This window comes from Klebsiella sp. 1SOBk5mer (assembly GCF_046603115.1).
Taxonomy (GTDB): domain Bacteria; phylum Pseudomonadota; class Gammaproteobacteria; order Enterobacterales; family Enterobacteriaceae; genus Klebsiella; species Klebsiella quasipneumoniae.
The window spans coordinates 247,518-270,473 of record NZ_JBKIUU010000007.1 but is presented as its reverse complement, the minus strand read 5'-3'; the positions used below and the strand labels follow the sequence as shown (position 1 = coordinate 270,473).

Here is a 22,956-nt window from a genome sequence, read left to right as displayed (position 1 = left end):
TGGCGGTTTGTGTTTTCAATACTCATCTTATTTTAACAAAATGTTACCTTCAGCCGTAGGCAGGGGCGGGGATGCTCATTATAATGCGCGCCAGGCCATACGATCGTATGCGCAACAACAGAACATTTAATTAGAGGTAATCATGGCTATTGAACGTACTTTTTCCATCATCAAACCAAACGCGGTGGCAAAAAACGTTATTGGCAGCATCTTTTCCCGCTTTGAAGCTGCAGGGTTCAAAATCGTCGGCACCAAAATGCTGCACCTGACCGTAGAGCAGGCTCGTGGTTTCTATGCTGAGCACGAAGGTCGCCCGTTCTTCGACGGTCTGGTTGAGTTCATGACCTCCGGCCCGATCGTGGTTTCCGTCCTGGAAGGCGAAAACGCCGTTCAGCGTCACCGTGACCTGCTGGGCGCCACCAACCCGGCAAACGCCCTGGCGGGTACCCTGCGCGCTGACTACGCTGACAGCTTCACCGAGAATGGCACCCACGGTTCCGACTCTGTAGAATCCGCTGCACGCGAAATCGCGTTCTTCTTTGCTGAAGGCGAGGTTTGCCCGCGCACTCGCTAATCCTCGTCGTCTTTTCGACCGTCGCGGCGTTGGCTACGCGCGTTCACCCCGGTCACATAGTTATCTATGCTCCCGGGGATTCACTTGCTTGCCGCCTTGCGACAATCGAAAAGCCATAGAGGATTAAGCACACGGTTACGATTTTTTTATCATTGACTGCGTGCAGGCATGGCTTCCATGCGCCAGAATTTGTAGAATATAGCGCCCCTGGACGAGCTGTCGCTCTCCGGGGCGTTTCTTTTTCAACCCACCTGGGGCCATAACGTGTAATAACGAGGCCGGAAAACATTATGTCTGAACAAATTGTCACGCCTGATACCGCCGCTCTGACGGTGCCGAACAAAGATGCCAAAATCAACCTGCTGGATTTAAACCGTCAGCAGATGCGCGAGTTTTTCAAAAACATGGGCGAGAAGCCTTTCCGCGCCGATCAGGTGATGAAATGGATGTATCACTACTGCTGCGACGACTTTGATGAGATGACTGACATCAACAAAGTCCTGCGCAGTAAACTGAAAGAAGTGGCGGAGATCCGCGCCCCGGAAGTGGTTGAAGAGCAACGCTCAACCGACGGGACCATTAAATGGGCGATTGCCGTTGGCGATCAGCGCGTCGAGACCGTCTATATCCCGGAAGAAGACCGCGCCACCCTGTGCGTCTCCTCCCAGGTAGGCTGCGCGCTGGAGTGTAAATTCTGCTCCACTGCCCAACAGGGCTTTAACCGCAACCTGCGGGTTTCCGAAATTATCGGCCAGGTCTGGCGCGCGGCGAAAATCGTCGGCGCGGTGAAGACCACCGGCGTACGTCCGATCACCAACGTGGTGATGATGGGCATGGGCGAGCCGCTGCTGAACCTCAACAATGTCGTTCCGGCAATGGAAATCATGCTCGACGATTTCGGCTTTGGCCTCTCCAAACGTCGCGTCACCCTGTCGACTTCCGGCGTGGTGCCGGCGCTGGATAAACTCGGCGATATGATCGACGTCGCGCTGGCCATCTCCCTGCACGCGCCGAACGACACCATTCGTGACGAAATCGTCCCGATCAACAAAAAGTACAACATCGAGACCTTCCTCAACTCGGTGCGCGGCTATATTTCGAAGTCCAACGCCAACCAGGGCCGGGTGACCATCGAGTACGTGATGCTGGATCATGTCAACGACGGTACCGAGCACGCCCACGAACTGGCGGCGCTGCTGAAAGATACGCCGTGCAAGATCAACCTGATCCCATGGAACCCGTTCCCGGGCGCGCCGTATGGCCGCAGCTCCAACAGCCGCATCGACCGTTTTTCCAAAGTCCTGATGGAGTACGGCTTTACGACCATCGTGCGTAAAACGCGCGGCGACGATATCGATGCCGCCTGCGGTCAGCTGGCGGGCGACGTCATCGACCGTACCAAGCGCACGCTGCGTAAGCGGATGCAGGGCGAAGCGATTGACGTAAAAGCGGTCTGACAAATGATGACCCGTGCAGCGCAGGCGGCACGGGTCATATTTATGACCAATAGCCAGGCGAAATACGCTGATTCGGTTAATAATTACGGTGCGTTTTTGTCGACTTTGAGGCAGTATGTAGCGGCACAACAACCGCTTAGCATTCAATTTTGATTCGTCTCTGTGATCGCGCGGCTGACAGTCCTATACTGTGAGGCTGACGTACCACAGATGTCTCGCGGCGCCGGCTTTTTCCCGCGCTGAACTTTAAATTTCACGTACCAGTAGTTGTAGCGAATGAATACTGAAGCCACTCAAGATCATCAAGAAGCAAACACCACGGGCGCGCGTCTGCGTCACGCCCGCGAACAACTCGGACTTAGCCAGCAAGCGGTGGCAGAACGCTTATGCCTGAAGGTGTCCACGGTTCGTGATATTGAAGACGATAAGGCGCCTGCCGACCTCGCTTCCACCTTCCTGCGCGGGTACATCCGCTCCTATGCTCGCCTCGTACATATCCCGGAAGACGAGCTGCTGCCGATGATGGCCAAGCAAGCGCCCATCCGCGCGGCGAAAGTCGCGCCAATGCAGAGCTTCTCTTTAGGTAAACGTCGCAAAAAACGCGACGGCTGGCTGATGAGCTTCACCTGGCTGGTGCTGTTTGTGGTTATCGGCCTGAGCGGCGCCTGGTGGTGGCAAGACCATAAGGCGCAGCAGGAAGAGATCTCCACCATGGCCGATCAGTCTTCCGCTGAGCTGAACAGCGGCGACACCAGCAGCCAGAGCGTGCCGCTGGATACCAGCGCCCCGGCAGCCCCGACCGCCGATAGCGCTGCGAACAGCGCGCCAACCGATACCGCCAGCGCCCCGACCACCAGCGCCCCGGCCCAGACGCCGGCGGACAATAACGCCGTTGTCGCGCCTTCCCAGGCCAATGTCGATACCGCAGGCGCGGCGCCGACGGCGCCGGCTACCCCGGCCTCGCCATTGCCGACCGATCAGGCGAACGTGACGAACCCGGCGGCGGCGGCGCAGGATCTGGTGATGAACTTTTCCGCCGATTGCTGGCTGGAAGTGAGCGATGCCACCGGCAAAAAACTGTTCAGCGGCCTGCAGCGTAAAGGCGGCAACCTGAACCTGAGCGGTCAGGCGCCGTATAAGCTGAAAATTGGCGCCCCGGCTGCGGTAGAGATCCAGTATCTGGGCAAGCCTGTCGATTTAAGTCGTTTTATCAGAACTAACCAGGTTGCGCGTCTGACCCTTAATGCCGAATCATCACCGGCGCAGTAACAGACGGGTAACGCGGGAGATTTTTCATGCATAACCAGGCTCCGATTCAACGTAGAAAATCTAAACGTATTTACGTTGGTAATGTGCCAATTGGCGATGGGGCTCCCATCGCCGTTCAGTCAATGACTAATACGCGCACCACTGATGTGGCGGCAACCGTAAGTCAAATCAAAGCGTTAGAGCGCGTGGGCGCGGATATTGTCCGCGTCTCTGTTCCGACGATGGACGCCGCCGAGGCGTTCAAACTGATCAAACAGCAGGTCAACGTCCCGCTGGTCGCCGATATCCACTTTGACTACCGTATTGCGCTGAAAGTCGCGGAATACGGTGTCGACTGCCTGCGTATCAACCCGGGCAACATCGGCAACGAAGAGCGCATCCGCATGGTCGTAGATTGCGCGCGCGATAAAAATATCCCGATCCGCATCGGCGTTAACGCCGGCTCGCTGGAAAAAGATCTGCAGGAAAAATATGGCGAGCCGACGCCGCAGGCGCTGCTCGAATCCGCCATGCGCCACGTCGATCATCTCGATCGCCTCAATTTCGATCAGTTTAAAGTCAGCGTTAAAGCCTCCGACGTCTTCCTGGCGGTAGAGTCTTATCGCCTGCTGGCGAAACAGATCGATCAACCGCTGCACCTCGGGATCACCGAAGCGGGCGGCGCGCGCAGCGGCGCGGTGAAATCGGCGATCGGTCTTGGGCTGCTGTTGTCCGAAGGGATCGGCGATACGCTGCGCGTCTCGCTGGCGGCGGATCCGGTGGAGGAGATCAAGGTCGGCTTCGATATCCTCAAATCGCTGCGTATTCGTTCCCGCGGTATTAATTTCATCGCCTGCCCGACCTGTTCGCGTCAGGAGTTTGACGTTATCGGGACGGTGAACGCCCTGGAGCAACGTCTGGAAGATATCATCACTCCGATGGATGTTTCGATCATCGGCTGCGTGGTGAACGGCCCGGGCGAAGCGCTGGTTTCCACCCTCGGCGTGACCGGCGGCAACAAGAAAAGCGGCCTGTATGAAGACGGCGTGCGTAAAGATCGCCTGGACAACAACGACATGATCGACCAACTGGAAGCGCGGATCCGCGCCAAAGCCTCGATGCTCGATGAAGCCCGTCGGATTGACGTTCAACAGCTTGAAGCAAAATAACGTGTTGGGAAGCGATACGCTTCCCGTGTATGATTGAACCTGCGGGCGCGAGGCGCCGGGGTTCATTTTTGTATATATAAAGAGAATAAACGTGGCAAAGAACATTCAAGCCATCCGTGGCATGAACGATTATCTGCCGGGCGAAACCGCTCTCTGGCAGCGCATTGAAGGCTCACTGAAGCAGGTGCTCGGTAGCTACGGTTACAGCGAAATCCGTTTGCCGATTGTAGAGCAGACCCCGTTATTCAAACGCGCGATCGGCGAAGTGACCGACGTGGTTGAAAAAGAGATGTACACCTTTGAGGACCGCAACGGCGACAGCCTGACGCTGCGTCCGGAAGGGACGGCGGGCTGCGTACGAGCCGGCATCGAACATGGTCTGCTGTACAATCAAGAACAGCGCCTGTGGTACGTCGGGCCGATGTTCCGCCACGAGCGTCCGCAGAAAGGCCGTTACCGCCAGTTCCATCAGATCGGCGCCGAAGTTTTCGGCCTGCAGGGGCCGGACATCGATGCGGAGCTGATCATGCTGACCGCGCGCTGGTGGCGTGAGCTGGGCATCTCCGATCATGTCAGCCTTGAGCTGAATTCCATCGGTTCTCTGGAAGCCCGCGCCAACTACCGCGACGCGCTGGTGGCTTATCTCGAGCAGTTTACCGATAAGCTTGATGAAGACAGCAAACGCCGGATGTATACCAATCCGCTGCGGGTGCTGGACTCCAAAAACCCGGACGTGCAGGCGCTGCTGAACGACGCGCCGGCGCTCGGCGATTATCTCGACGAAGAGTCGAAAGCCCACTTTGCCGGCCTGTGCGCGTTGCTTGACGATGCCGGGATCCGCTATACCGTCAACCAGCGCCTGGTGCGCGGCCTCGACTACTATAACCGCACCGTGTTTGAGTGGGTGACCACCAGTCTCGGTTCTCAGGGCACCGTCTGCGCCGGCGGCCGTTACGACGGTCTGGTTGAGCAGCTTGGCGGTCGTGCCACCCCGGGCGTGGGCTTCGCCATGGGTCTGGAACGTCTTGTTTTACTGGTCCAGGCAGTGAATCCGGAATTTAAAGCCGATCCTGTTGTCGATATATACCTGGTAGCCTCCGGGACCGATACTCAGTCCGCCGCCATGCGTCTGGCTGAGCAGGTTCGCGATGCGCTGCCCGGCGTGAAACTGATGACCAACCACGGCGGCGGCAACTTTAAGAAGCAGTTCGCCCGTGCCGATAAATGGGGCGCACGTATCGCCCTGGTGGTGGGTGAGTCAGAGATTGCTGACGGAAACGTGGTAGTGAAGGATTTACGCTCAGGTGAGCAAACTACCGTAACGCAGGAGAGCGTTGCCGCGCATTTGCGCACACTTCTGGGTTAATCTCCCGGGAATTATTAGTCAGGAGAAGGACTGCGTGGAAACTTTTAACAACGAGAACGATCAGGTCGATGCGCTGAAGCGCTTCTTTGCCGAAAACGGCAAAGCGCTGGCGGTCGGGGTGATTTTAGGGATTGGCGCGCTGGTTGGCTGGCGTTACTGGACCTCCCATCAGCAGGATACCGCCAGAGACGCGTCGCTGGCTTACGAAAAGGCGACTTCCGCGCTGAAATCAAATACGCCAGACGTGCTGTCAGGGGCGGAGAAGTTCGCGGCTGACAATAAAAATACCTACGGCGCCTTCGCCTCTCTCGAGCTGGCACAGCATTTTGTTGAACAGAATGATCTGCCGAACGCCGAAAAGCAGCTTCAGCAGGGGCTGGCGGCCGCGTCTGATGATAACCTGAAATCGGTTATCAGTATGCGTCTTGCCCGCGTTCAGCTGCAGATGAAGCAGGCTGATGCGGCGCTGAAAACCCTCGACAGCATTAAAGGCGAAGGTTGGACCGCGATTGTGGCTGATTTGCGCGGCGAAATTCTGTTGAGCAAAGGCGATAAGCAAGGGGCCCGTGCGGCGTGGGAAGCTGGCGTGAAAAGCGATGCTTCTCCTGCGCTCAGCGAAATGATGCGTATGAAAATGAATAATTTGTCCATCTGAGAGGGACTCGATGCAATTGCGTAAATTACTTTTGCCAGGGCTGCTTTCCGTTACCTTGCTGAGCGGGTGTTCGCTGTTTAATAGCGAAGAAGATGTGGTGAAAATGTCACCGCTGCCGACGGTAGAAAACCAGTTTACGCCGTCCACGTCCTGGAGCACCTCGGTTGGCGATGGTATCGGCGAATTTTACTCTAACCTTCATCCGGCCTTCGCCGACGGCGTAGTCTATGCCGCTGACCGTAAAGGCACCGTCAAAGCGCTGAGCGCTGACGACGGCAAAGAGGTGTGGTCGGTGAATCTGGCGGAGAAAGATGGCTGGTTCTCGCGCACCCCGGCGCTGCTTTCCGGCGGTGTGACCGTCTCGGGCGGCCATGTTTATATCGGCAGTGAGAAAGCGCAGCTGTATGCGCTGAATACCAGCGATGGTACCGTGGCCTGGCAAACCCGCGTCGCCGGCGAAGCGCTGTCGCGCCCGGTGGTGAGCGATGGCATGGTGCTGGTTCACACCAGTAACGGCCAGCTGCAGGCGCTGAATGAGACCGATGGCGCCGTGAAGTGGACGGTTAACCTGGATATGCCTGCGCTCTCCCTGCGCGGCGAATCCGCTCCGGCCACCGCCTACGGCGCGGCGATCGTGGGCGGCGACAATGGCCGCGTCAGCGCGGTATTGATGCAGCAGGGGCAGATGATTTGGCAGCAGCGTATTTCCACGGCCACCGGGCCGACGGAAATCGACCGTCTGAGCGACGTCGACACCACGCCGATTATCGTCAACGGCGTTGTCTATGCGCTGGCTTACAACGGTAACCTGACCGCGCTGGATCTGCGCAGCGGCCAGATTATGTGGAAACGCGAGCTGGGTTCGGTGAATGATTTCATCGTCGATGGCAACCGTATCTATCTGGTTGACCAGAATGACCGCCTGCTGGCGCTGACTACCGATGGCGGCGTGACCCTGTGGACACAAAGCGATCTGCTGCACCGTTTGCTGACCGCGCCGGTGTTGTATAATGGCAATCTGGTGGTCGGCGATAGCGAAGGCTATATGCACTGGGTGAACCCGGAAGATGGCCATTTTGTGGCGCAGCAGAAAGTGGACAGCTCCGGTTTCCTGACCGACCCGGTTGTGGCCGATGGTCGACTGCTGATCCAGGCGAAAGACGGTACGCTGTACGCGATTACGCGTTAATTACCGCTGTCGTGAGTGATTAAGAAACGGCCCCTGGCAGACAGGGGCCGTTTTGACTTTTTTAAAAACGTCGTTATGACGATGTTGCTTAGTGATTGTATGAGGCATTTAACATGATACCTGTGGTCGCGCTTGTCGGGCGCCCTAACGTTGGAAAATCCACGCTCTTTAACCGCCTGACGCGCACTCGTGATGCGCTGGTTGCGGATTTCCCGGGGCTGACTCGTGACCGTAAGTACGGTCGGGCCGAAGTCGAAGGCCGCGAATTCATCTGTATCGATACCGGTGGTATTGATGGTACGGAAGAGGGCGTGGAAACCCGGATGGCGGAGCAGTCGCTGCTGGCAATCGAAGAGGCCGATGTGGTGCTGTTTATGGTCGATGCGCGCGCGGGCCTGATGCCGGCGGACATCGCGATCGCTAAACACCTGCGCTCTCGTGAAAAGCCCACCTTCCTGGTGGCTAACAAAACCGACGGCATCGACGTCGACCAGGCGATAGCGGACTTCTGGTCGCTCGGCCTGGGCGATATCTATCCTATTGCCGCTTCGCACGGCCGCGGCGTGACCAGCCTGCTTGAGCAGGCCCTGCTGCCATGGGTCGATGAGGTTAATCCTCAGGAAGAAGTGGATGAAGACGCCGAATACTGGGCAAAATTCGAAGCTGAGCAGAACGGTGAAGCGGAAGAAGAGCCGGAAGACGATTTCAATCCGCAGGATCTGCCGATCAAGCTGGCGATTGTCGGACGTCCTAACGTCGGTAAATCGACGCTCACCAACCGCATCCTCGGCGAAGATCGCGTGGTGGTCTACGATATGCCGGGCACCACCCGCGACAGCATTTACATCCCGATGCAGCGTGACGAGCGCGAATACGTGCTCATCGATACCGCCGGGGTGCGCAAGCGCGGTAAAATTACTGACGTGGTGGAGAAATTCTCGGTCATCAAGACGCTGCAGGCGATTGAAGACGCCAACGTCGTGCTGCTGGTGATTGATGCCCGCGAAGGCATCTCCGATCAGGATCTGTCGCTGCTGGGCTTTATCCTCAACAGCGGCCGCTCCCTGGTGATCGTCGTCAACAAATGGGACGGCCTGAGCCAGGAAGTGAAGGAGCAGGTGAAAGAGACCCTCGACTATCGTCTGGGCTTTATCGACTTTGCCCGGGTGCACTTCATCTCCGCCCTGCACGGCAGCGGCGTCGGCAACCTGTTTGAATCGGTACGTGAAGCCTACGATAGCGCAACCCGCCGCGTAAGCACCGCGATGCTCACCCGGATCATGAACATGGCGGCGGAAGATCATCAGCCACCGCTGGTTCGCGGCCGTCGCGTGAAGCTGAAATATGCCCACGCCGGGGGCTACAACCCGCCTATCGTGGTGATCCACGGTAACCAGGTGAAGGATCTGCCGGATTCCTACAAGCGCTATCTGATGAACTATTTCCGTAAATCCCTGGACGTGATGGGTACGCCAATCCGTATCCAGTTCAAGGAAGGGGAAAACCCGTTCGCCAACAAGCGCAACACCCTGACGCCGAACCAGATGCGGAAACGTAAGCGCCTGATCAAGCATATCAAGAAAAGCAAATAATCATTAAACCCGCTTCGGCGGGTTTTTTTGTGGCCGCCATGCCGGTAAATGTCAAAACCATCCGCCATAATCCCGCGATACTTCGCCGGGAACAGATCGGCTCAGGGGTGGACTAAACATGCAAATAGGATTTATCGGCCTCGGCGCGGTGGTGGAAACCGCCTATTTACCCGCGCTGCGTCGCCTCGGATACCGTATTGACAGCTGCCAGGGCTATGACCTGGACAGCAGCAGAGCGCTGCCGGGGATCCAGCGCTGCAGTTCGCTGTCGGCGTTGCTAGCCAAACCCCTGGATACGCTCTTCATCACCACGTCATCCCTCCAGCACCTGCCCGTGCTGGAGAGGGCGTTAGCCAGCGCCATTCCCCGCATCGTGGTGGAGAAACCGATAGTGGCCAACCTTGAGCAGGCCGCGCGGCTGCGGGCGCTGCTGGCGCCGGTGGGGGAGGCCGGTCGGGTGCTGGCCCTCGACCACTGGATGGCGCGTGGGTTAGCCCTGAACGCTCTTGCTCCGCCGTGGCAGGCGGAAGAGGAGGGCAGCGGCCTGCCGCCGCCGCACCTTTCAGCGCAGGATATCGCCTGGATAGAAGGCTATTTGCAGGAGCCAAGCGGCTTTAACGCTGCCGGAGAACCGGTCGCGCTTAACTTTGCCACCGGCGAGCTGGATAGCCGGCGGCTGCGTCATCCTGACGGCGTGATCCTCGATATCGGTACCCATGTCCTGGCGATGCTGCGGGAAACGCTGCTCGACTGCGGGGGCGATGTGACGCTGGACCTCGCCGTTCGGGCGGCGAAAGACCGTCTCGGCCGAGATATTGCTCATGGGGATACGGTCACTGCCGAGGGAGAGGCGCATCTGCAGGGACGCCTGGGCGATATCCCGCTGAATATCTGGCTTAACAAATATGCCGGTCCCGCGGGCGGGCAAAAGGGAATGCGGATAGGGCTGCGGGACGGGCGACTGCTTGCCCTCGATCGCGCCCCTGATGGCGAGGTGGCGACGCTACAGGACGGCGAGCGGATCCAGCGCTGGACCCGGCCCGGAGCGATCTATGCGCACTGTCTCGATGAGCAGATCCTTGGCGCGGAGAATGTGTTTACCCGGGCGCCCGAAAGCGTGGCCGGGCTGACGCGGCGTCGGCTTGAGGAAGTGGAATGGCTGCTCAGGTTGCAGCAGCAATTACGCGGCCCTCATTAAACCCGGAACATGATAAAATAGGTGCAGATAAACGTTGAAAGGAATGGTTATGGAACTTGATTGCCCTCTGTGCCACGCGCCGTTAGATGTCAAAGGCAGCAGCGCGCATTGCGCTCAGTGCGAAAGGGTATTTGCCCTTGAGGCGCGCTGCCCGGAATGCCACCAGCCGCTGGAGGTGCTGAAGGCGTGCGGCGCGGTGGATTACTTTTGCCAGCACGGGCACGGCCTGATCTCGAAAAAACGGGTGGAGTTTATTCCGCTGGTTTAGGCGGCGATGGCTTTCTGGCCCGCGTTTTTTTCACCGGCGCAATCTGCCTCACTTCGCTTTCGACCCAGCCGTCTTTCAGGCGGGTGGTGAGCAGATCGCCGGTTTTGACCTGTTTTGTCTGCTTCAACACCGTGCCGTCGCTCACCGAAGTGACGCTATAGCCGCGCGCCAGGGTGGCTAAGGGACTCACCGCCTCCAGATGGGTCACCGCGTGACCAAACCGTTCACGCCGCTCGCTGAGGCGGCCACGCATCGTTTCCGCCAGCCGGTATTCCAGCTGCTGGACGCGCGATTGCGCCCGGTGGATGCGCGGCTGCGGGTTATAGTGATTCAGGCGCTGAACAGTGCGCTTTTGCCGCTGCTCGGCGCGTTTAAGCTGCGATTCCACGGCGATGCGCATCCGCTGGCGCAGGCGTTCCAGTGCGGTCTGCTGGCGGGCCAGCCGCAGCTGCGGGTGCTGCTGCTGCAGACGATGGAACAACTGGGTAAAACGGCGCTGGCGACTGGCGAGGAAATAGTCCATCGCCATCTCCAGCCGCTGCTGCCCGGCCTGTAGCTGGCGCAGCAGCTCCTGCTGATTACGGCTGACGATCTCCGCGGCGGCAGAAGGGGTCGGCGCTCGCAGGTCGGCAACAAAATCAGCGATAGTGACGTCGGTTTCATGGCCGACGGCGCTGACGATAGGGATCTGGCTGGCGAAGATAGCGCGCGCCACCCGCTCATCGTTAAAACTCCACAGATCCTCCAGCGAACCGCCGCCGCGTCCGACAATCAGCACGTCACACTCCTGACGCGCGTTCGCCAGCGCGATGGCGCGCACAATCTGCCCGGGGGCATCGTCACCCTGGACCGCGGTCGGGTAGACGATCACCGGCAGCCCGGGGTCGCGGCGTCTGAGGACATGAAGAATATCGTGCAGCGCGGCGCCGGTTTTCGAGGTGATGACCCCGACGCAGCGGGCGGGGGAGGGGAGCGCCTGCTTATGTTTTTGATCGAACAGCCCTTCCGCGGTTAACTGCGCTTTCAGCTGCTCATACTTCTGCTGCAGCAACCCTTCGCCGGCGGGCTGCATGCTTTCGACGATAATCTGGTAGTCGCCGCGCGGCTCATACAGGGTGATGTTGGCGCGAACCAGCACCTGCTGTCCATGCTGTGGGCGAAACGTGACCCGGCGGTTGCTGTTGCGGAACATCGCGCAGCGCACCTGGGCGTTATCGTCTTTTAAGGTGAAGTACCAGTGGCCGGAAGAAGGCTGGCTGAAGTTAGAGATCTCGCCGCTGATCCAGACCTGGCCCATTTCGCGCTCAAGCAGCAGACGCACCGTCTGATTGAGGCGGCTAACGGTAAAAATTGCGGGGGATTGAGAGGGTAACATGTGAGCAAGATCAAACTTTAAATCAGCAGGTTATTCAGTCGATAGTAACGCGCTCAGAGGGGATGGCAAGTATTATTTGCAAAAAAGGGTAGATGCAATCGGTTACGCTCTGTATAATGCCACGGCAATATTTATCCACCCTGGTCGAGATATTGCCCATGCTACGTATCGCTAAAGAAGCCCTGACGTTTGACGACGTCCTCCTCGTTCCCGCTCATTCTACCGTTCTGCCGAATACAGCCGATCTCAGCACTCAGCTGACGAAAACCATTCGTCTGAATATTCCTATGCTCTCCGCAGCCATGGATACCGTAACGGAAGCGCGTCTGGCTATTGCCCTGGCACAGGAAGGCGGCATCGGCTTTATTCACAAAAACATGTCCATCGAGCGCCAGGCGGAAGAAGTTCGCCGCGTGAAGAAACATGAGTCCGGCGTGGTCACCGACCCGCAGACCGTTCTGCCGACCACCACCCTGCGTGAAGTGAAAGAGCTGACCGAGCGTAACGGCTTCGCCGGCTACCCGGTGGTTACCGAAGAGAACGAGCTGGTCGGCATCATCACTGGCCGCGACGTGCGTTTCGTCACCGATCTGAACCAGCCGGTCAGCGTCTACATGACCCCGAAAGAGCGTCTGGTTACCGTTCGTGAAGGCGAAAGCCGTGAAGTGGTCTTTGCGAAGATGCACGAAAAACGCGTTGAGAAGGCGCTGGTTGTGGATGAGAGCTTCCACCTGCGCGGGATGATCACCGTAAAAGACTTCCAGAAAGCGGAACGTAAACCGAATGCCTGTAAAGATGAGCAGGGCCGTCTGCGCGTAGGCGCTGCGGTCGGCGCCGGCGCGGGCAACGAAGAGCGCGTTGACGCGCTGGTGGCTGCGGGCGTTGACGTCCTGCTGATCGACTCCTCTCACGGCCACTCCGAAGGCGTTCTGCAACGTATTCGTGAAACGCGCGCGAAATACCCGGACCTGCAAATCATCGGCGGCAACGTCGCCACTGGCGCAGGCGCGCGCGCGCTGGCGGAAGCCGGCTGCAGCGCGGTGAAAGTGGGCATCGGCCCGGGCTCCATCTGTACTACCCGTATCGTGACCGGCGTAGGCGTGCCGCAGATCACCGCGGTTTCCGACGCGGTGGAAGCGCTGGAAGGCACCGGTATTCCGGTTATCGCCGACGGCGGTATCCGTTTCTCCGGCGACATCGCTAAAGCGATCGCGGCCGGTGCGGCGGCAGTGATGGTCGGCTCCATGCTGGCCGGTACCGAAGAATCCCCGGGCGAAATCGAACTCTACCAGGGGCGCTCTTACAAATCCTATCGCGGGATGGGCTCCCTCGGCGCGATGTCGAAAGGCTCCTCTGACCGCTACTTCCAGAGCGATAACGCCGCTGACAAACTGGTGCCGGAAGGTATCGAAGGCCGCGTGGCCTATAAAGGCCGCCTGAAAGAGATCATTCACCAGCAGATGGGCGGCCTGCGCTCCTGTATGGGGCTGACCGGCTGTGGTACCATTGACCTGCTGCGTACCAAAGCTGAATTCGTACGCATCAGCGGTGCGGGCATTCAGGAAAGCCACGTTCACGACGTGACCATCACCAAAGAGTCCCCGAACTACCGTCTGGGCTCCTGATTTCTTCGCCCGACCTTGCGTCGGGCGATTTATTTACTCTGTTTCACTTGCCTCGGAATTAGCGTCAATGACGGAAAATATTCATAAACATCGCATTCTCATTCTCGACTTCGGGTCACAGTATACTCAGCTGGTGGCGCGTCGCGTGCGTGAGCTGGGCGTCTACTGTGAGCTGTGGGCATGGGATGTCACGGAAGCACAGATCCGCGAATTTAATCCAAGCGGCATCATTCTTTCCGGCGGCCCGGAAAGCACCACCGAAGAGAACAGCCCGCGCGCGCCGCAGTATGTGTTCGAAGCCGGCGTGCCGGTATTTGGCGTCTGCTACGGTATGCAGACCATGGCGATGCAGTTGGGCGGCCATGTAGAAGGCTCTAACGAGCGTGAGTTTGGCTACGCGCAGGTTGAAGTGGTTAACGACAGCGCGCTGGTGCGCGGTATCGAAGACTCTCTGACCGCGGACGGCAAACCGTTGCTGGACGTGTGGATGAGCCACGGCGACAAAGTCACCGCCATCCCGTCTGACTTCGTCACCGTCGCCAGCACCGACAACTGCCCGTTCGCCATTATGGCCAACGAAGAAAAACGCTTCTACGGCGTGCAGTTCCACCCGGAAGTGACCCATACCCGCCAGGGGATGCGTATGCTGGAGCGCTTCGTGCGCGACATCTGCCAGTGCGAAGCCCTGTGGACCCCGGCGAAAATCATCGACGACGCCGTTGAGCGTATCCGCCAGCAGGTTGGCGATGACAAAGTGATCCTCGGCCTCTCCGGCGGCGTGGACTCTTCGGTGACCGCGATGCTGCTGCACCGCGCCATCGGCAAAAACCTGACCTGCGTATTCGTGGATAACGGTCTCCTGCGTCTGAACGAAGCCCAGCAGGTGATGGACATGTTCGGCGACCACTTTGGCCTGAACATTGTTCACGTTGAAGGCGAGCAGCGCTTCCTCGACGCGCTGAAAGGCGAGAACGATCCGGAAGCGAAACGTAAGATTATCGGCCGCGTCTTCGTGGAAGTGTTCGACGAAGAAGCGCTGAAGCTGGACGACGTCAAATGGCTGGCGCAGGGCACCATCTACCCTGACGTTATCGAATCTGCCGCTTCCGCTACCGGTAAAGCGCACGTCATCAAATCTCACCACAACGTGGGCGGCCTGCCGAAAGAGATGAAGATGGGGCTGGTTGAGCCGCTGCGCGAGCTGTTCAAAGACGAAGTGCGTAAGATCGGTCTGGAGCTGGGTCTGCCGTACGATATGCTCTACCGTCATCCGTTCCCGGGTCCGGGCCTCGGCGTGCGCGTGCTGGGCGAAGTGAAGAAAGAGTACTGCGACCTGCTGCGTCGCGCCGACGCTATCTTCATCGAAGAGCTGCACAAAGCTGACCTGTACAACAAAGTGAGCCAGGCGTTCACCGTGTTCCTGCCGGTTCGCTCCGTCGGCGTGATGGGCGATGGCCGTAAATACGACTGGGTGGTTTCCCTGCGTGCGGTGGAAACCATCGACTTCATGACCGCGCACTGGGCGCACCTGCCGTATGATTTCCTCGGCCGCGTCTCTAACCGCATTATCAATGAAGTGAACGGTATCTCCCGCGTGGTGTATGACATCAGCGGTAAGCCGCCAGCAACGATCGAGTGGGAATAACGCCCGCCCGTTAATCGTTTTTGATTTAAGCCCGCATCCTGCGGGCTTTTTATTGCCTGTCTCATTTCACCGCTTGCTCAATCACCCGGGCAATCTCCTCCGGTTGGCTCACCATCGACACATGGCTTGCCGCCACCTCAGTGGTTTTCGCATCAATCGCCTTCGCCATCGAACGCTCCAGATCCGGATTGATCATCCGGTCATTCTTGCTGACCACATACCAGCTCGGCTTATCATGCCAGGCCGCATGCGTGACCTTTTCGGTAAAGGCCTCCGCGCGGATCGGGCCCTGGGTGGCGATCAGCCTGTTTTGCTCAGCAGCCTTAATATCTGGCGCAAAGTCCTGGCGTACCGATTTTTCAGGTAACCAGAGAAAACCCTCTGCGGTTTTAGCAATACCTGCGCTGCCCGGTGGGGCAGGGTAGCTCCCCGCCAGATCCGCCGTCGACTGGCCCGAGTCCGGGGCAAACGCCGCCACGTAAACCAGCGATTTGACCCGCGCAGCGTTACCCGCCTCGCTGATCACCGTCCCGCCCCATGAGTGGCCTACCAGCACCACATCCCCGTGGGCCCGGGCGATGGCGCGCTGGGTTGCGGCGACATCCTCTTTCAGCGAGTTGAGCGGCAGCTGAACGGCAATGACCTCGGTATGCTGGCGTTGCAGTCTGTCGATCACCTGGTTCCAGCTGCTGCCGTCGGCAAAAGCGCCGTGCACCAGCACCACGGTTTTATTGCTACTCGCCAGTGCGGTACCACTGGCGGCGGCCAGCAGCAGGCCCACCGCGAAGGTATGAAGAGACTGTTTTTTCATGGTGACGCCTCAACGGTAAATATCTGCGGTGCCCGACAGGGTGTTGTTCCCCCCGGCGGAGGTAATGCGAAACGCACCGGCGCCCGCTTTAACGGCTTTGGCCTGCAGTTTCGCCTCCAGATCCGCCAGCGACGTTGCGCCGCTGCTGTCGGAAACGGTGCCAATTTTTTGCAGCCCCTGAGGCTGGTTAATTTCCCGGGCAGCGAAAGCGGAAGACGCCATTGCGGCGGAGAAGGTCAGAACAGCAATCAGTAATGCTTTCATGGTTAAGATCCTCAAAAATAAGTGACTGGTGGCGTTCAGTGCATAACCGCAGCATGCGGCGGTACGATGAATTCGACGGTCTTGCGATCAACAGGTTTATGGGTTGGATCGGCGAGAATAAGGGTCACCTTGTGATGACCGGCAGGCAGGCCCACCAGAATAACCGGCTCGCCGCTGGCGTCGGCCCAGTGCCAGGGGTTGTCATCCACGATGACGTGGATATGGCCGATGCGCGGCGCCACTTTCAGCGCCTCGGGCCCGAACACCGGTTCAATACGCATGTTCTCGGCGCGGTATTGAATAAAGACCGCACCTTTACTCAGCGGGCCCGCCAGCGGCGGATCCACAATCAGTGTTGCCGGTGGCTGGGGCTGTTCGGGCGGTGCAACGGCGGCGGGGCCGTTAACATCCGCGGCGCTGAGTCCGCTAAGCGGTGCAGCCCAGGCGCAGCCTGATGTCAGCGCGAACAGCGTGAAGAGTAAATGTGGACGTATCATCGGGGTATCTCCTCATCGGGTCATCAATGGCGACAGCCTCATAAAACCATTTTTATGTATCGGGTCTGTTTGCTGTGGGCGGCTTTTTTGTATGGCTGCGTAAGCAGGGCGGCGTGGATACAGTGCGATACATTCCGCGCATGCGAAGGGCTGTATCTGCTGGCATGGTGTCTGCAGAGGCACCCGGGTGGGTGCTACAGCAAACAGGAGAATGACCATCATGAATCACGAAAAGGTAGCGTTGATTTTCGGCGGCGCGCGCGGTATCGGGGCGGCCATTGCGGCGCGACTGGCGCACGAGGGCTATCGGGTTGCCATCACCTGGGTATCACGCCCGGATCGGGCGCAGGCGCTGGTCTCAACGATTGAGCAACGGGGCGGTCAGGCGATAGCCATTGAAGCCGACAGCGCAGACCCCAGGGCTATCCAGGCCGCGGTGGATAAGACATTACGGCACTACGGCAGGCTGGATGTCGCGGTGGTAAATGCGGGCGTGCTGCGTCTCGGTACCCTTGAGGCCTATTCGCTGGACGATCTGGATACCACCCTGGCCGTCAACGTGCGTGGTGTCTTCCTTGCCATTCAGGCGGCGGTTAAGCCGATGGCGGAAGGGGGGCGTGTGATCACCATCGGCAGTAATACCGCGGTGCGTACCGGCCATGTGGGCAGTAGCGTGTATGCCATGAGTAAAGCGGCTGTCGCCTCAATGGTGCAGAACCTTGCGCTGGATCTGGCGCCACGGCGCATCACGATTAACAACATCCAGCCGGGGCCCATCGCCACCGATATGACTGCCGGAATGGCGGAGCAGATCGTCGGGCGCATTCCCTTGCAGCGTATGGGCGAACCGGACGAAATCGCCTCGCTGGCGGCCTGGCTTGCCGGTGAATCGTCCGGCTACATGACGGGTACAAGCCTGACCATCGACGGCGGCTTTGTGCTCTAGTCGCTAAGGGCAGGGATACCCTCAGCCTGGTGCGATGCCTGCCCCTTGACGATAGCCACCGCCAGTACGGCAATCAGCAGCGTTAACCCCCACGACAGCCACATCGCCCCGATCGTCCCTAAAGCCCGGTTCAGCCACGCATAGGCCAGCGGGGAGGCCGCCGCCATCAGCTGGGCCGGGATCAGCAGCACCCCGGTGCGTCTGGCGTACGCTTCAGGGGCAAACAACTGCAACGGCAGCGTGGCTTTGACGATGGTCACCAGCCCGTTAATCGCCCCGTAGCCCAGCACAAAACCGGCGGCTGACCAGAGAAAAAGCGAGCTACTCAGGCCGAGCATAAAGCACACCGGCATAGCCAGCGCGGTAAGCAGCGTCAGGCGAAGCGGGGTGAGCCCCGCCCCGGCCACCACCTCCAGAAACCGTGCACCAGTCTGTCCAACGCCCCATAACATGCCGACGGCAACCGGCAGACCGACGCTTATGATAAATTCCGGCAGATGGGTGGAAGTGCCATTAGAGACAAAGGTGATCAGCGCGATAAACGCGGCGTACAGCCAGCCGTTTCGCCGATCCCGTACCGCGGCAGGGGCGGCGGGTTTATTGACGATAAAGCCTGTTTTATTGGGTAGCGACAGGGTTAACGCGGCGCTTAGCAAGCCGAACAGGGCATAGATCAGCAGTGCTTCCCGCCAGCTCATGGCCGCGAGCAGAGCCTCCCCCAGCGGCCAGAACACCACCGAGGCCAGCCCACCCGTCAGGGTTATGCGGGAGATCGTCCGTCGCGCCTGCTTGCCGTAGAGATTAACCAGCGCGGCAAACAGCGCGTCATACAGCGACAAACGCATGCCGATGCCGGTCAACAGCCAGGCGCTGTACCAGGCGACAAGCGAGTGTGCGTCAGCCATAAGCAGACAACCGACGGCGAGCAGCAGGGAGCCTGCCATCACCACGCGTTGCCCGCCAGCACGCGACAGCAGCCGGGCGACAAACGGCGAGAGGGGGGCCATCACCAGCATGGCGAGCGTCAGGCCTGAGTAGATTTGTGGGGATGACCAGCCGGTATCTGCCGACATCGCCCCGGCAAAGGTGCCGGGCATATAAAAAGAGATACCCCAGTTGATCAGTTGCTGAGCGCCCGCCGTGAAGGCGAGGCGTCGGGGAATAGCCGGTGTTTCCATGGTATTTCATTCCGTTAAGACAGTTGTCCTGAGCATACCCGGCAGGCTATTGTTCTGGCAGAGCGGCCACCTTATGCGCGGTATAAGAGAAACTTTGCATGACAACACTGAACCTGGGAAACCTGGCGACCTTCCGGCTGGTCGTACAGCGCGGCAGCTTCTCCGCCGCCGCCGACGCGCTGGGGATCTCCCAGCCTGCCGTCAGCCTGCAGGTGCGTCAGCTGGAGCAATTTTTACAGACTCGGCTGCTGGAGCGCACCGGGCGTGGGATCAAGGCGACGGCGGCGGGAATGGCGCTACTGGCCCACAGCGAGCAGATCGATCGGGCGGTGAATAGCGCGGTGCAGTCGGTCAGCGCATTTAGCCAGGAAGTTAATGGCTCGTTGACGCTGGGGACCGGCGCGACGGCCTGCATTCATCTTCTTCCGCCGCTTCTGCAGCATCTTCGTCAGCAGCACCCGCTGCTGACGGTGGGGGTAACCACCGGCAACACGCTGGATATCGTCCGGGCGGTGGAGGAAAACCGGCTCGATCTTGGACTGGTTACCCTGCCCGTGCAGGGGCGCAGTCTGGCAGTGACCGCAGTGGTTGACGAGGAGTTCGTGGTCATTCATCCCAGCCACGAGGCGGGGATCCCGGCGGTGTGCACCCCTGAAGCGCTGCAGGCGCTGCCGCTCATTGCCTTCGAGGCGGGCAGCGGCACGCGGGATCTGATTGACCGCTGGTTCCGTTCGGCGGGCCTGGCGGTCACGCCGGTGATGCAGCTGGGAAGCATCGAGGCGATCAAACGCATGGTGCGGGCCGGGCTGGGCTACAGTATTGTGCCCCGCATGGCGGTGGAGCAGGCGGAGGATCGCTGTGGCTTAACGGTACATTCTCTGGCCCCGTCGCTGTACCGTCAGCTGGCGGTTGTCATGCGTCAGGATAAAGTGATTACCAAAGGAATGGCGGAAATGCTGCGTCTGCTACAGGCCGTGCGCTTATAAATCGCCAGCAGCAACATATGCCTCGTCAGGGATAGAGTCTCGAAAACGGGCGTCTCTGACAGCGGTTGGGGGCGCACCCGGCATCGGGCTCAACGGGTTACTCGCGGGCGGAAGGCTCGACGGTGAGCGTTGACTCCTGCGACGCTTTTTTATCCTGGTGATGGTACCAGGCGCCAATGGAGGAGTAGACAAAGCGTCCAAAGAAGAAGAGAAAGCTGATAAGCAGTACGATACGGGTCATGCGACGGTTAAATCGATGTCGTTTACGCATACTGGGTGCCTGACTCACAAAAGGTTCCTTGAAGTATACCCGAAGATGGGCGATGGGGGTATTAAGGCACAGGAACGAGGTGGGGTCAATTGATGCAGATGTAAAAGTGCGGCAGTGAAAACATTAATTAATGTTATATAAGATAATCGGCGTATTTACATGCTCACTTTATTAGCCAGGGAAAGGTGAAAAAATAAGTTTTATTAATGTTGGTGTCAGCATTTGTTGATTTATATCAACAGCCTCATTCTCTTGGCCACTAAAATCAGCGGACGTTACCGTATCGTAATTACTTATGCGGTCAGCATGGGGTGGTTGGATGCCTGCCTGAATATGCCTCGCAGGATCAGAGGCTCTCTGTAGAGCACCTATGAATTTATTAAAATACTATCAACAATATCGCGACAAATGGTGGGCCTTACCGCTTCTCCTGCCTGTGCTGTTATTACCCCTTGCCAGAGGGATGAATACATATACCGTGCTGAATGGTCACATGGTTTATCTTTATTATCTTCCCCTGGCGCTGGTGCTCAGCCTGATGATGTTTTTCGGCTGGGCGGCGATCCCCGGTATTATCGTTGGCCTGCTGCTTACGCTGGCCCGGGGCATGACGCCGGAACAGGCCTTTGGCGTACTGTTCCATTTTCTGATCCCCTGCGTACTCTGCTGGGGCGGATACCGCATCTTTGTTCCCCAACGGCAGCAGGTATCGCACGGTAACGTCAGACTGATGCCGCATCGTTTGTTCTGGCAAATGCTGCTCCCTTCGGTCATTTTTCTGATTCTGTCGCAGATCGCCGAGTTTCTGGGGCTGCATCCGCGCACAACGGAGATGACCGGCGTCTCGCCGTTTAGTTTACGGTCGTTAATCACCTTTCAGGCGCTGATGGTAGGGTGCCTGACCGGCGTGCCCTTATGTTATTTACTGCTGCGGGTAATTCGTAACCCTTTTTATTTGCGCGGATTTATTTCTCAGGTTCGCTTACAAATTGATCCAAAAATAAAAAAAATTGAAATCATCAGCTGGGTGGCGATATTAATCCTGCTGCTGGGGCTATTATTGATGCCGCTTAATGATAGCAGCACTATATTCAGTACAAATTATACATTATCCTTACTGATGCCGGTGATGCTGTGGGGGGCGATGCGTTTTGGCTATCGCTTTATCTCGCTGATCTGGACGCCGGTACTGATCGCCGTGATCCATTTTCATTACCGTTATTTACCCATTTATCCAAGTTATAACACTCAGCTGGCGATCACCTCGTCAAGCTATCTGGTGTTCTCGTTTATTGTCGCCTATACGGCGATGCTGGCGACACAGCAGCGGCTGATCTACGCCCGCGTCCGACAGATGGCCTTCCTCGACCCGGTGGTACATATGCCGAATCTGCGGGCGCTGAGCCGGGCGCTGAACGGCGCGAGCTGGTCGACGCTCTGTTTTTTGCGTATTCCTGAGCTTGAGCTGCTGGGCCGCCACTATGGGGTGCTGTTGCGCATTCAGTATAAGCAAATGCTGGCGAATCACCTGCGTGCGCTGCTGCAGCCGAACGAAGCGGTATATCATCTTGCCGGTCACGATTTAGTGTTTCGTCTCAACAGCGAAGGGCACCAGGCGCGCATTCACTTAATTGAGCGCTCCCTGCGACAGTTCCGTTTTTACTGGGACGGGGTCCCCCTGCAGCCGCGGATCGGCATGAGCTATTGCAACGTCCGCTCGCCGGTGAAGCATCTGTATTTGCTGCTTGGCGAGCTGAACACGATTGCCGACATGTCGCTGGCCAGCGGCCATCCGGAGAATTTGCAGCGCCGCGGCGCCGGGCATGTCCAGCAGGATCTGAAAGACAAAGTGGTGATGATGAACCGCATCCTCAAGGCGCTGGAGCAAGACCATTTTGTCCTGATGGCGCAGCCTATCCAGGGCATTCGCGGCGACAACTACCATGAAGTGTTGTTGAGGATGAAAGGGGAGTCGGGGGAGCTGACGGGGCCAAACGAGTTCCTGCCGGTGGCGCACGAGTTTGGGCTGTCCACGCGCGTGGATCAGTGGGTCATTGAGCACACCCTGGCCTTTATGGATGCCAACCGGCGGGCGCTGCCCGGTCTGCGGCTGGCGATCAACCTCTCTCCGGTCTCGCTGAGCCGCAGTCAGTTTCCCGAGGAGGTGGAAAATCTGCTGCAGGCCTATAACATTGAGCCATGGCAGATTATCTTCGAGCTGACCGAAAACTATGCGCTCAGCAACCCCGAGCTGGTTTGCCAGACATTAGAGCGTCTGCGGGCGCTGGGCTGCCGGGTGGCGATCGATGATTTTGGTACCGGCTACGCCAGCTATGCGCGGTTAAAAACGATGAACGTCGATATTCTTAAAATCGACGGCAGCTTTATTCGCAATCTGCTCGCCAGCAGTCTTGATTACCAGGTGGTGGACTCTATCTGTCGTCTGGCGCGGATGAAGAACATGCAAGTGGTGGCCGAATATGTCGAGTCGCCGGAGATACGCCAGGCGGTCATCGCGCTGGGGATAGATTATATGCAGGGCTATGATATTGGCGTTCCGGTACCTCTGGCGCAGCTGGCGGAGGGGATGAGCGCCTGAAGCGGTAAAAAGCCGGGCGCGATGGCCCGGCTCGAATGCTATC

General features: G+C 58.5%; 20 protein-coding genes and 1 pseudogene. 15 read left to right on the top strand and 6 right to left on the bottom strand.

Annotation, left to right across the window (positions count from 1 at the left end; translation table 11 throughout):
• Nucleotides 1-142 precede the first annotated feature (142 nt).
• From ndk to ACLH1U_RS17340, 10 genes are all read left to right on the top strand, one after another.
• Complete coding sequence (ndk, locus tag ACLH1U_RS17385; RefSeq protein ID WP_004144312.1) at nt 143-574, top strand: nucleoside-diphosphate kinase; 432 nt, start codon at nt 143-145, stop codon at nt 572-574.
• 290 nt (nt 575-864) lie between these two features.
• A complete protein-coding gene (locus ACLH1U_RS17380; RefSeq protein ID WP_002913894.1) occupies nt 865-2,031 on the top strand; it encodes a bifunctional tRNA (adenosine(37)-C2)-methyltransferase TrmG/ribosomal RNA large subunit methyltransferase RlmN in 1,167 nt (388 codons plus the stop codon).
• 276 nt (nt 2,032-2,307) lie between these two features.
• Nucleotides 2,308-3,300, top strand: coding sequence for a cytoskeleton protein RodZ (gene rodZ, locus ACLH1U_RS17375; protein ID WP_023290635.1), 993 nt, complete (start codon nt 2,308-2,310; stop codon nt 3,298-3,300).
• A gap of 26 nt (nt 3,301-3,326) precedes the next feature.
• Nucleotides 3,327-4,448, top strand: coding sequence for a flavodoxin-dependent (E)-4-hydroxy-3-methylbut-2-enyl-diphosphate synthase (gene ispG, locus ACLH1U_RS17370; protein WP_050533257.1), 1,122 nt, complete (start codon nt 3,327-3,329; stop codon nt 4,446-4,448).
• 91 nt (nt 4,449-4,539) lie between these two features.
• A complete protein-coding gene (gene hisS, locus ACLH1U_RS17365) occupies nt 4,540-5,814 on the top strand; it encodes a histidine--tRNA ligase (RefSeq protein ID WP_012540880.1) in 1,275 nt (424 codons plus the stop codon).
• Between the two features lie 34 nt (nt 5,815-5,848).
• A complete protein-coding gene (locus ACLH1U_RS17360) occupies nt 5,849-6,469 on the top strand; it encodes a YfgM family protein (RefSeq protein ID WP_023290633.1) in 621 nt (206 codons plus the stop codon).
• A 10-nt stretch (nt 6,470-6,479) separates the two neighbouring features.
• The gene (gene bamB / locus ACLH1U_RS17355; protein ID WP_023290632.1) at nt 6,480-7,658 is read left to right on the top strand and encodes an outer membrane protein assembly factor BamB; all 1,179 of its coding nucleotides are present in this window, start codon (nt 6,480-6,482) and stop codon (nt 7,656-7,658) included.
• A 113-nt stretch (nt 7,659-7,771) separates the two neighbouring features.
• On the top strand, nt 7,772-9,250 hold the full coding sequence (der, locus tag ACLH1U_RS17350; RefSeq protein WP_411299361.1) for a ribosome biogenesis GTPase Der: 1,479 nt from the start codon (nt 7,772-7,774) through the stop codon (nt 9,248-9,250).
• A gap of 118 nt (nt 9,251-9,368) precedes the next feature.
• The gene (locus ACLH1U_RS17345) at nt 9,369-10,448 is read left to right on the top strand and encodes a Gfo/Idh/MocA family oxidoreductase (RefSeq protein ID WP_411299360.1); all 1,080 of its coding nucleotides are present in this window, start codon (nt 9,369-9,371) and stop codon (nt 10,446-10,448) included.
• 49 nt (nt 10,449-10,497) lie between these two features.
• Nucleotides 10,498-10,716, top strand: coding sequence for a zinc ribbon domain-containing protein (locus ACLH1U_RS17340; RefSeq protein ID WP_004201901.1), 219 nt, complete (start codon nt 10,498-10,500; stop codon nt 10,714-10,716).
• Here ACLH1U_RS17340 and xseA read toward each other — a convergent pair.
• Nucleotides 10,700-12,091 carry an exodeoxyribonuclease VII large subunit gene (gene xseA, locus ACLH1U_RS17335; protein WP_065883055.1) on the bottom strand — a complete coding sequence of 464 codons (1,392 nt, stop codon included), beginning with the start codon at nt 12,089-12,091 and terminating at the stop codon, nt 10,700-10,702. The two genes, ACLH1U_RS17340 and xseA, sit on opposite strands and share 17 nt — an antisense overlap.
• A 158-nt stretch (nt 12,092-12,249) precedes the next feature.
• Between xseA and guaB the strand changes: the two genes are divergently transcribed.
• Both guaB and guaA read left to right on the top strand, forming a co-directional pair.
• Nucleotides 12,250-13,716, top strand: a complete 1,467-nt coding sequence (guaB, locus tag ACLH1U_RS17330) for an IMP dehydrogenase (protein WP_004151980.1) — start codon at nt 12,250-12,252, stop codon at nt 13,714-13,716.
• A 67-nt stretch (nt 13,717-13,783) separates the two neighbouring features.
• The gene (gene guaA, locus ACLH1U_RS17325; RefSeq protein WP_008803811.1) at nt 13,784-15,361 is read left to right on the top strand and encodes a glutamine-hydrolyzing GMP synthase; all 1,578 of its coding nucleotides are present in this window, start codon (nt 13,784-13,786) and stop codon (nt 15,359-15,361) included.
• A gap of 61 nt (nt 15,362-15,422) precedes the next feature.
• Here the strand turns inward: guaA and ACLH1U_RS17320 are convergent, their stop codons facing one another.
• The 3 genes from ACLH1U_RS17320 to ACLH1U_RS17310 are packed head-to-tail and all read right to left on the bottom strand — an operon-like array spanning nt 15,423 to nt 16,933.
• Nucleotides 15,423-16,172, bottom strand: coding sequence for an alpha/beta fold hydrolase (locus ACLH1U_RS17320; RefSeq protein WP_032453711.1), 750 nt, complete (start codon nt 16,170-16,172; stop codon nt 15,423-15,425).
• A 9-nt stretch (nt 16,173-16,181) separates the two neighbouring features.
• Nucleotides 16,182-16,436 (bottom strand): YdgH/BhsA/McbA-like domain containing protein, encoded by a 255-nt coding sequence (locus tag ACLH1U_RS17315; protein WP_044524334.1) that lies wholly within the window; start codon nt 16,434-16,436, stop codon nt 16,182-16,184.
• A gap of 35 nt (nt 16,437-16,471) precedes the next feature.
• A complete protein-coding gene (locus ACLH1U_RS17310; RefSeq protein ID WP_032453709.1) occupies nt 16,472-16,933 on the bottom strand; it encodes a DUF6130 family protein in 462 nt (153 codons plus the stop codon).
• 220 nt (nt 16,934-17,153) lie between these two features.
• Here ACLH1U_RS17310 and ACLH1U_RS17305 point away from each other — a divergent pair, with 220 nt between their 5' ends.
• On the top strand, nt 17,154-17,879 hold the full coding sequence (locus tag ACLH1U_RS17305; RefSeq protein ID WP_077255383.1) for an SDR family oxidoreductase: 726 nt from the start codon (nt 17,154-17,156) through the stop codon (nt 17,877-17,879).
• On the opposite strand, the gene ACLH1U_RS17300 is transcribed toward ACLH1U_RS17305, so the two are convergent.
• Entirely contained in the window at nt 17,876-19,057 is a 1,182-nt protein-coding gene (locus tag ACLH1U_RS17300) for an MFS transporter (RefSeq protein WP_411299359.1), read from the bottom strand. The two genes, ACLH1U_RS17305 and ACLH1U_RS17300, sit on opposite strands and share 4 nt — an antisense overlap.
• Before the next feature lie 73 nt (nt 19,058-19,130).
• Between ACLH1U_RS17300 and ACLH1U_RS17295 the strand changes: the two are divergent.
• Nucleotides 19,131-20,043 (top strand): annotated as a pseudogene (locus tag ACLH1U_RS17295) (LysR family transcriptional regulator).
• A gap of 97 nt (nt 20,044-20,140) precedes the next feature.
• On the opposite strand, the gene ACLH1U_RS17290 reads toward ACLH1U_RS17295, so the two are convergent.
• Nucleotides 20,141-20,314: a YfgG family protein gene (locus tag ACLH1U_RS17290; RefSeq protein WP_017900441.1), complete on the bottom strand. Its 174-nt coding sequence runs from the start codon at nt 20,312-20,314 to the stop codon at nt 20,141-20,143.
• A 370-nt stretch (nt 20,315-20,684) separates the two neighbouring features.
• Between ACLH1U_RS17290 and ACLH1U_RS17285 the strand changes: the two genes are divergently transcribed.
• Nucleotides 20,685-22,913, top strand: a complete 2,229-nt coding sequence (locus tag ACLH1U_RS17285) for an EAL domain-containing protein (RefSeq protein ID WP_236947874.1) — start codon at nt 20,685-20,687, stop codon at nt 22,911-22,913.
• The last annotated feature ends 43 nt before the right edge of the window (nt 22,914-22,956 follow it).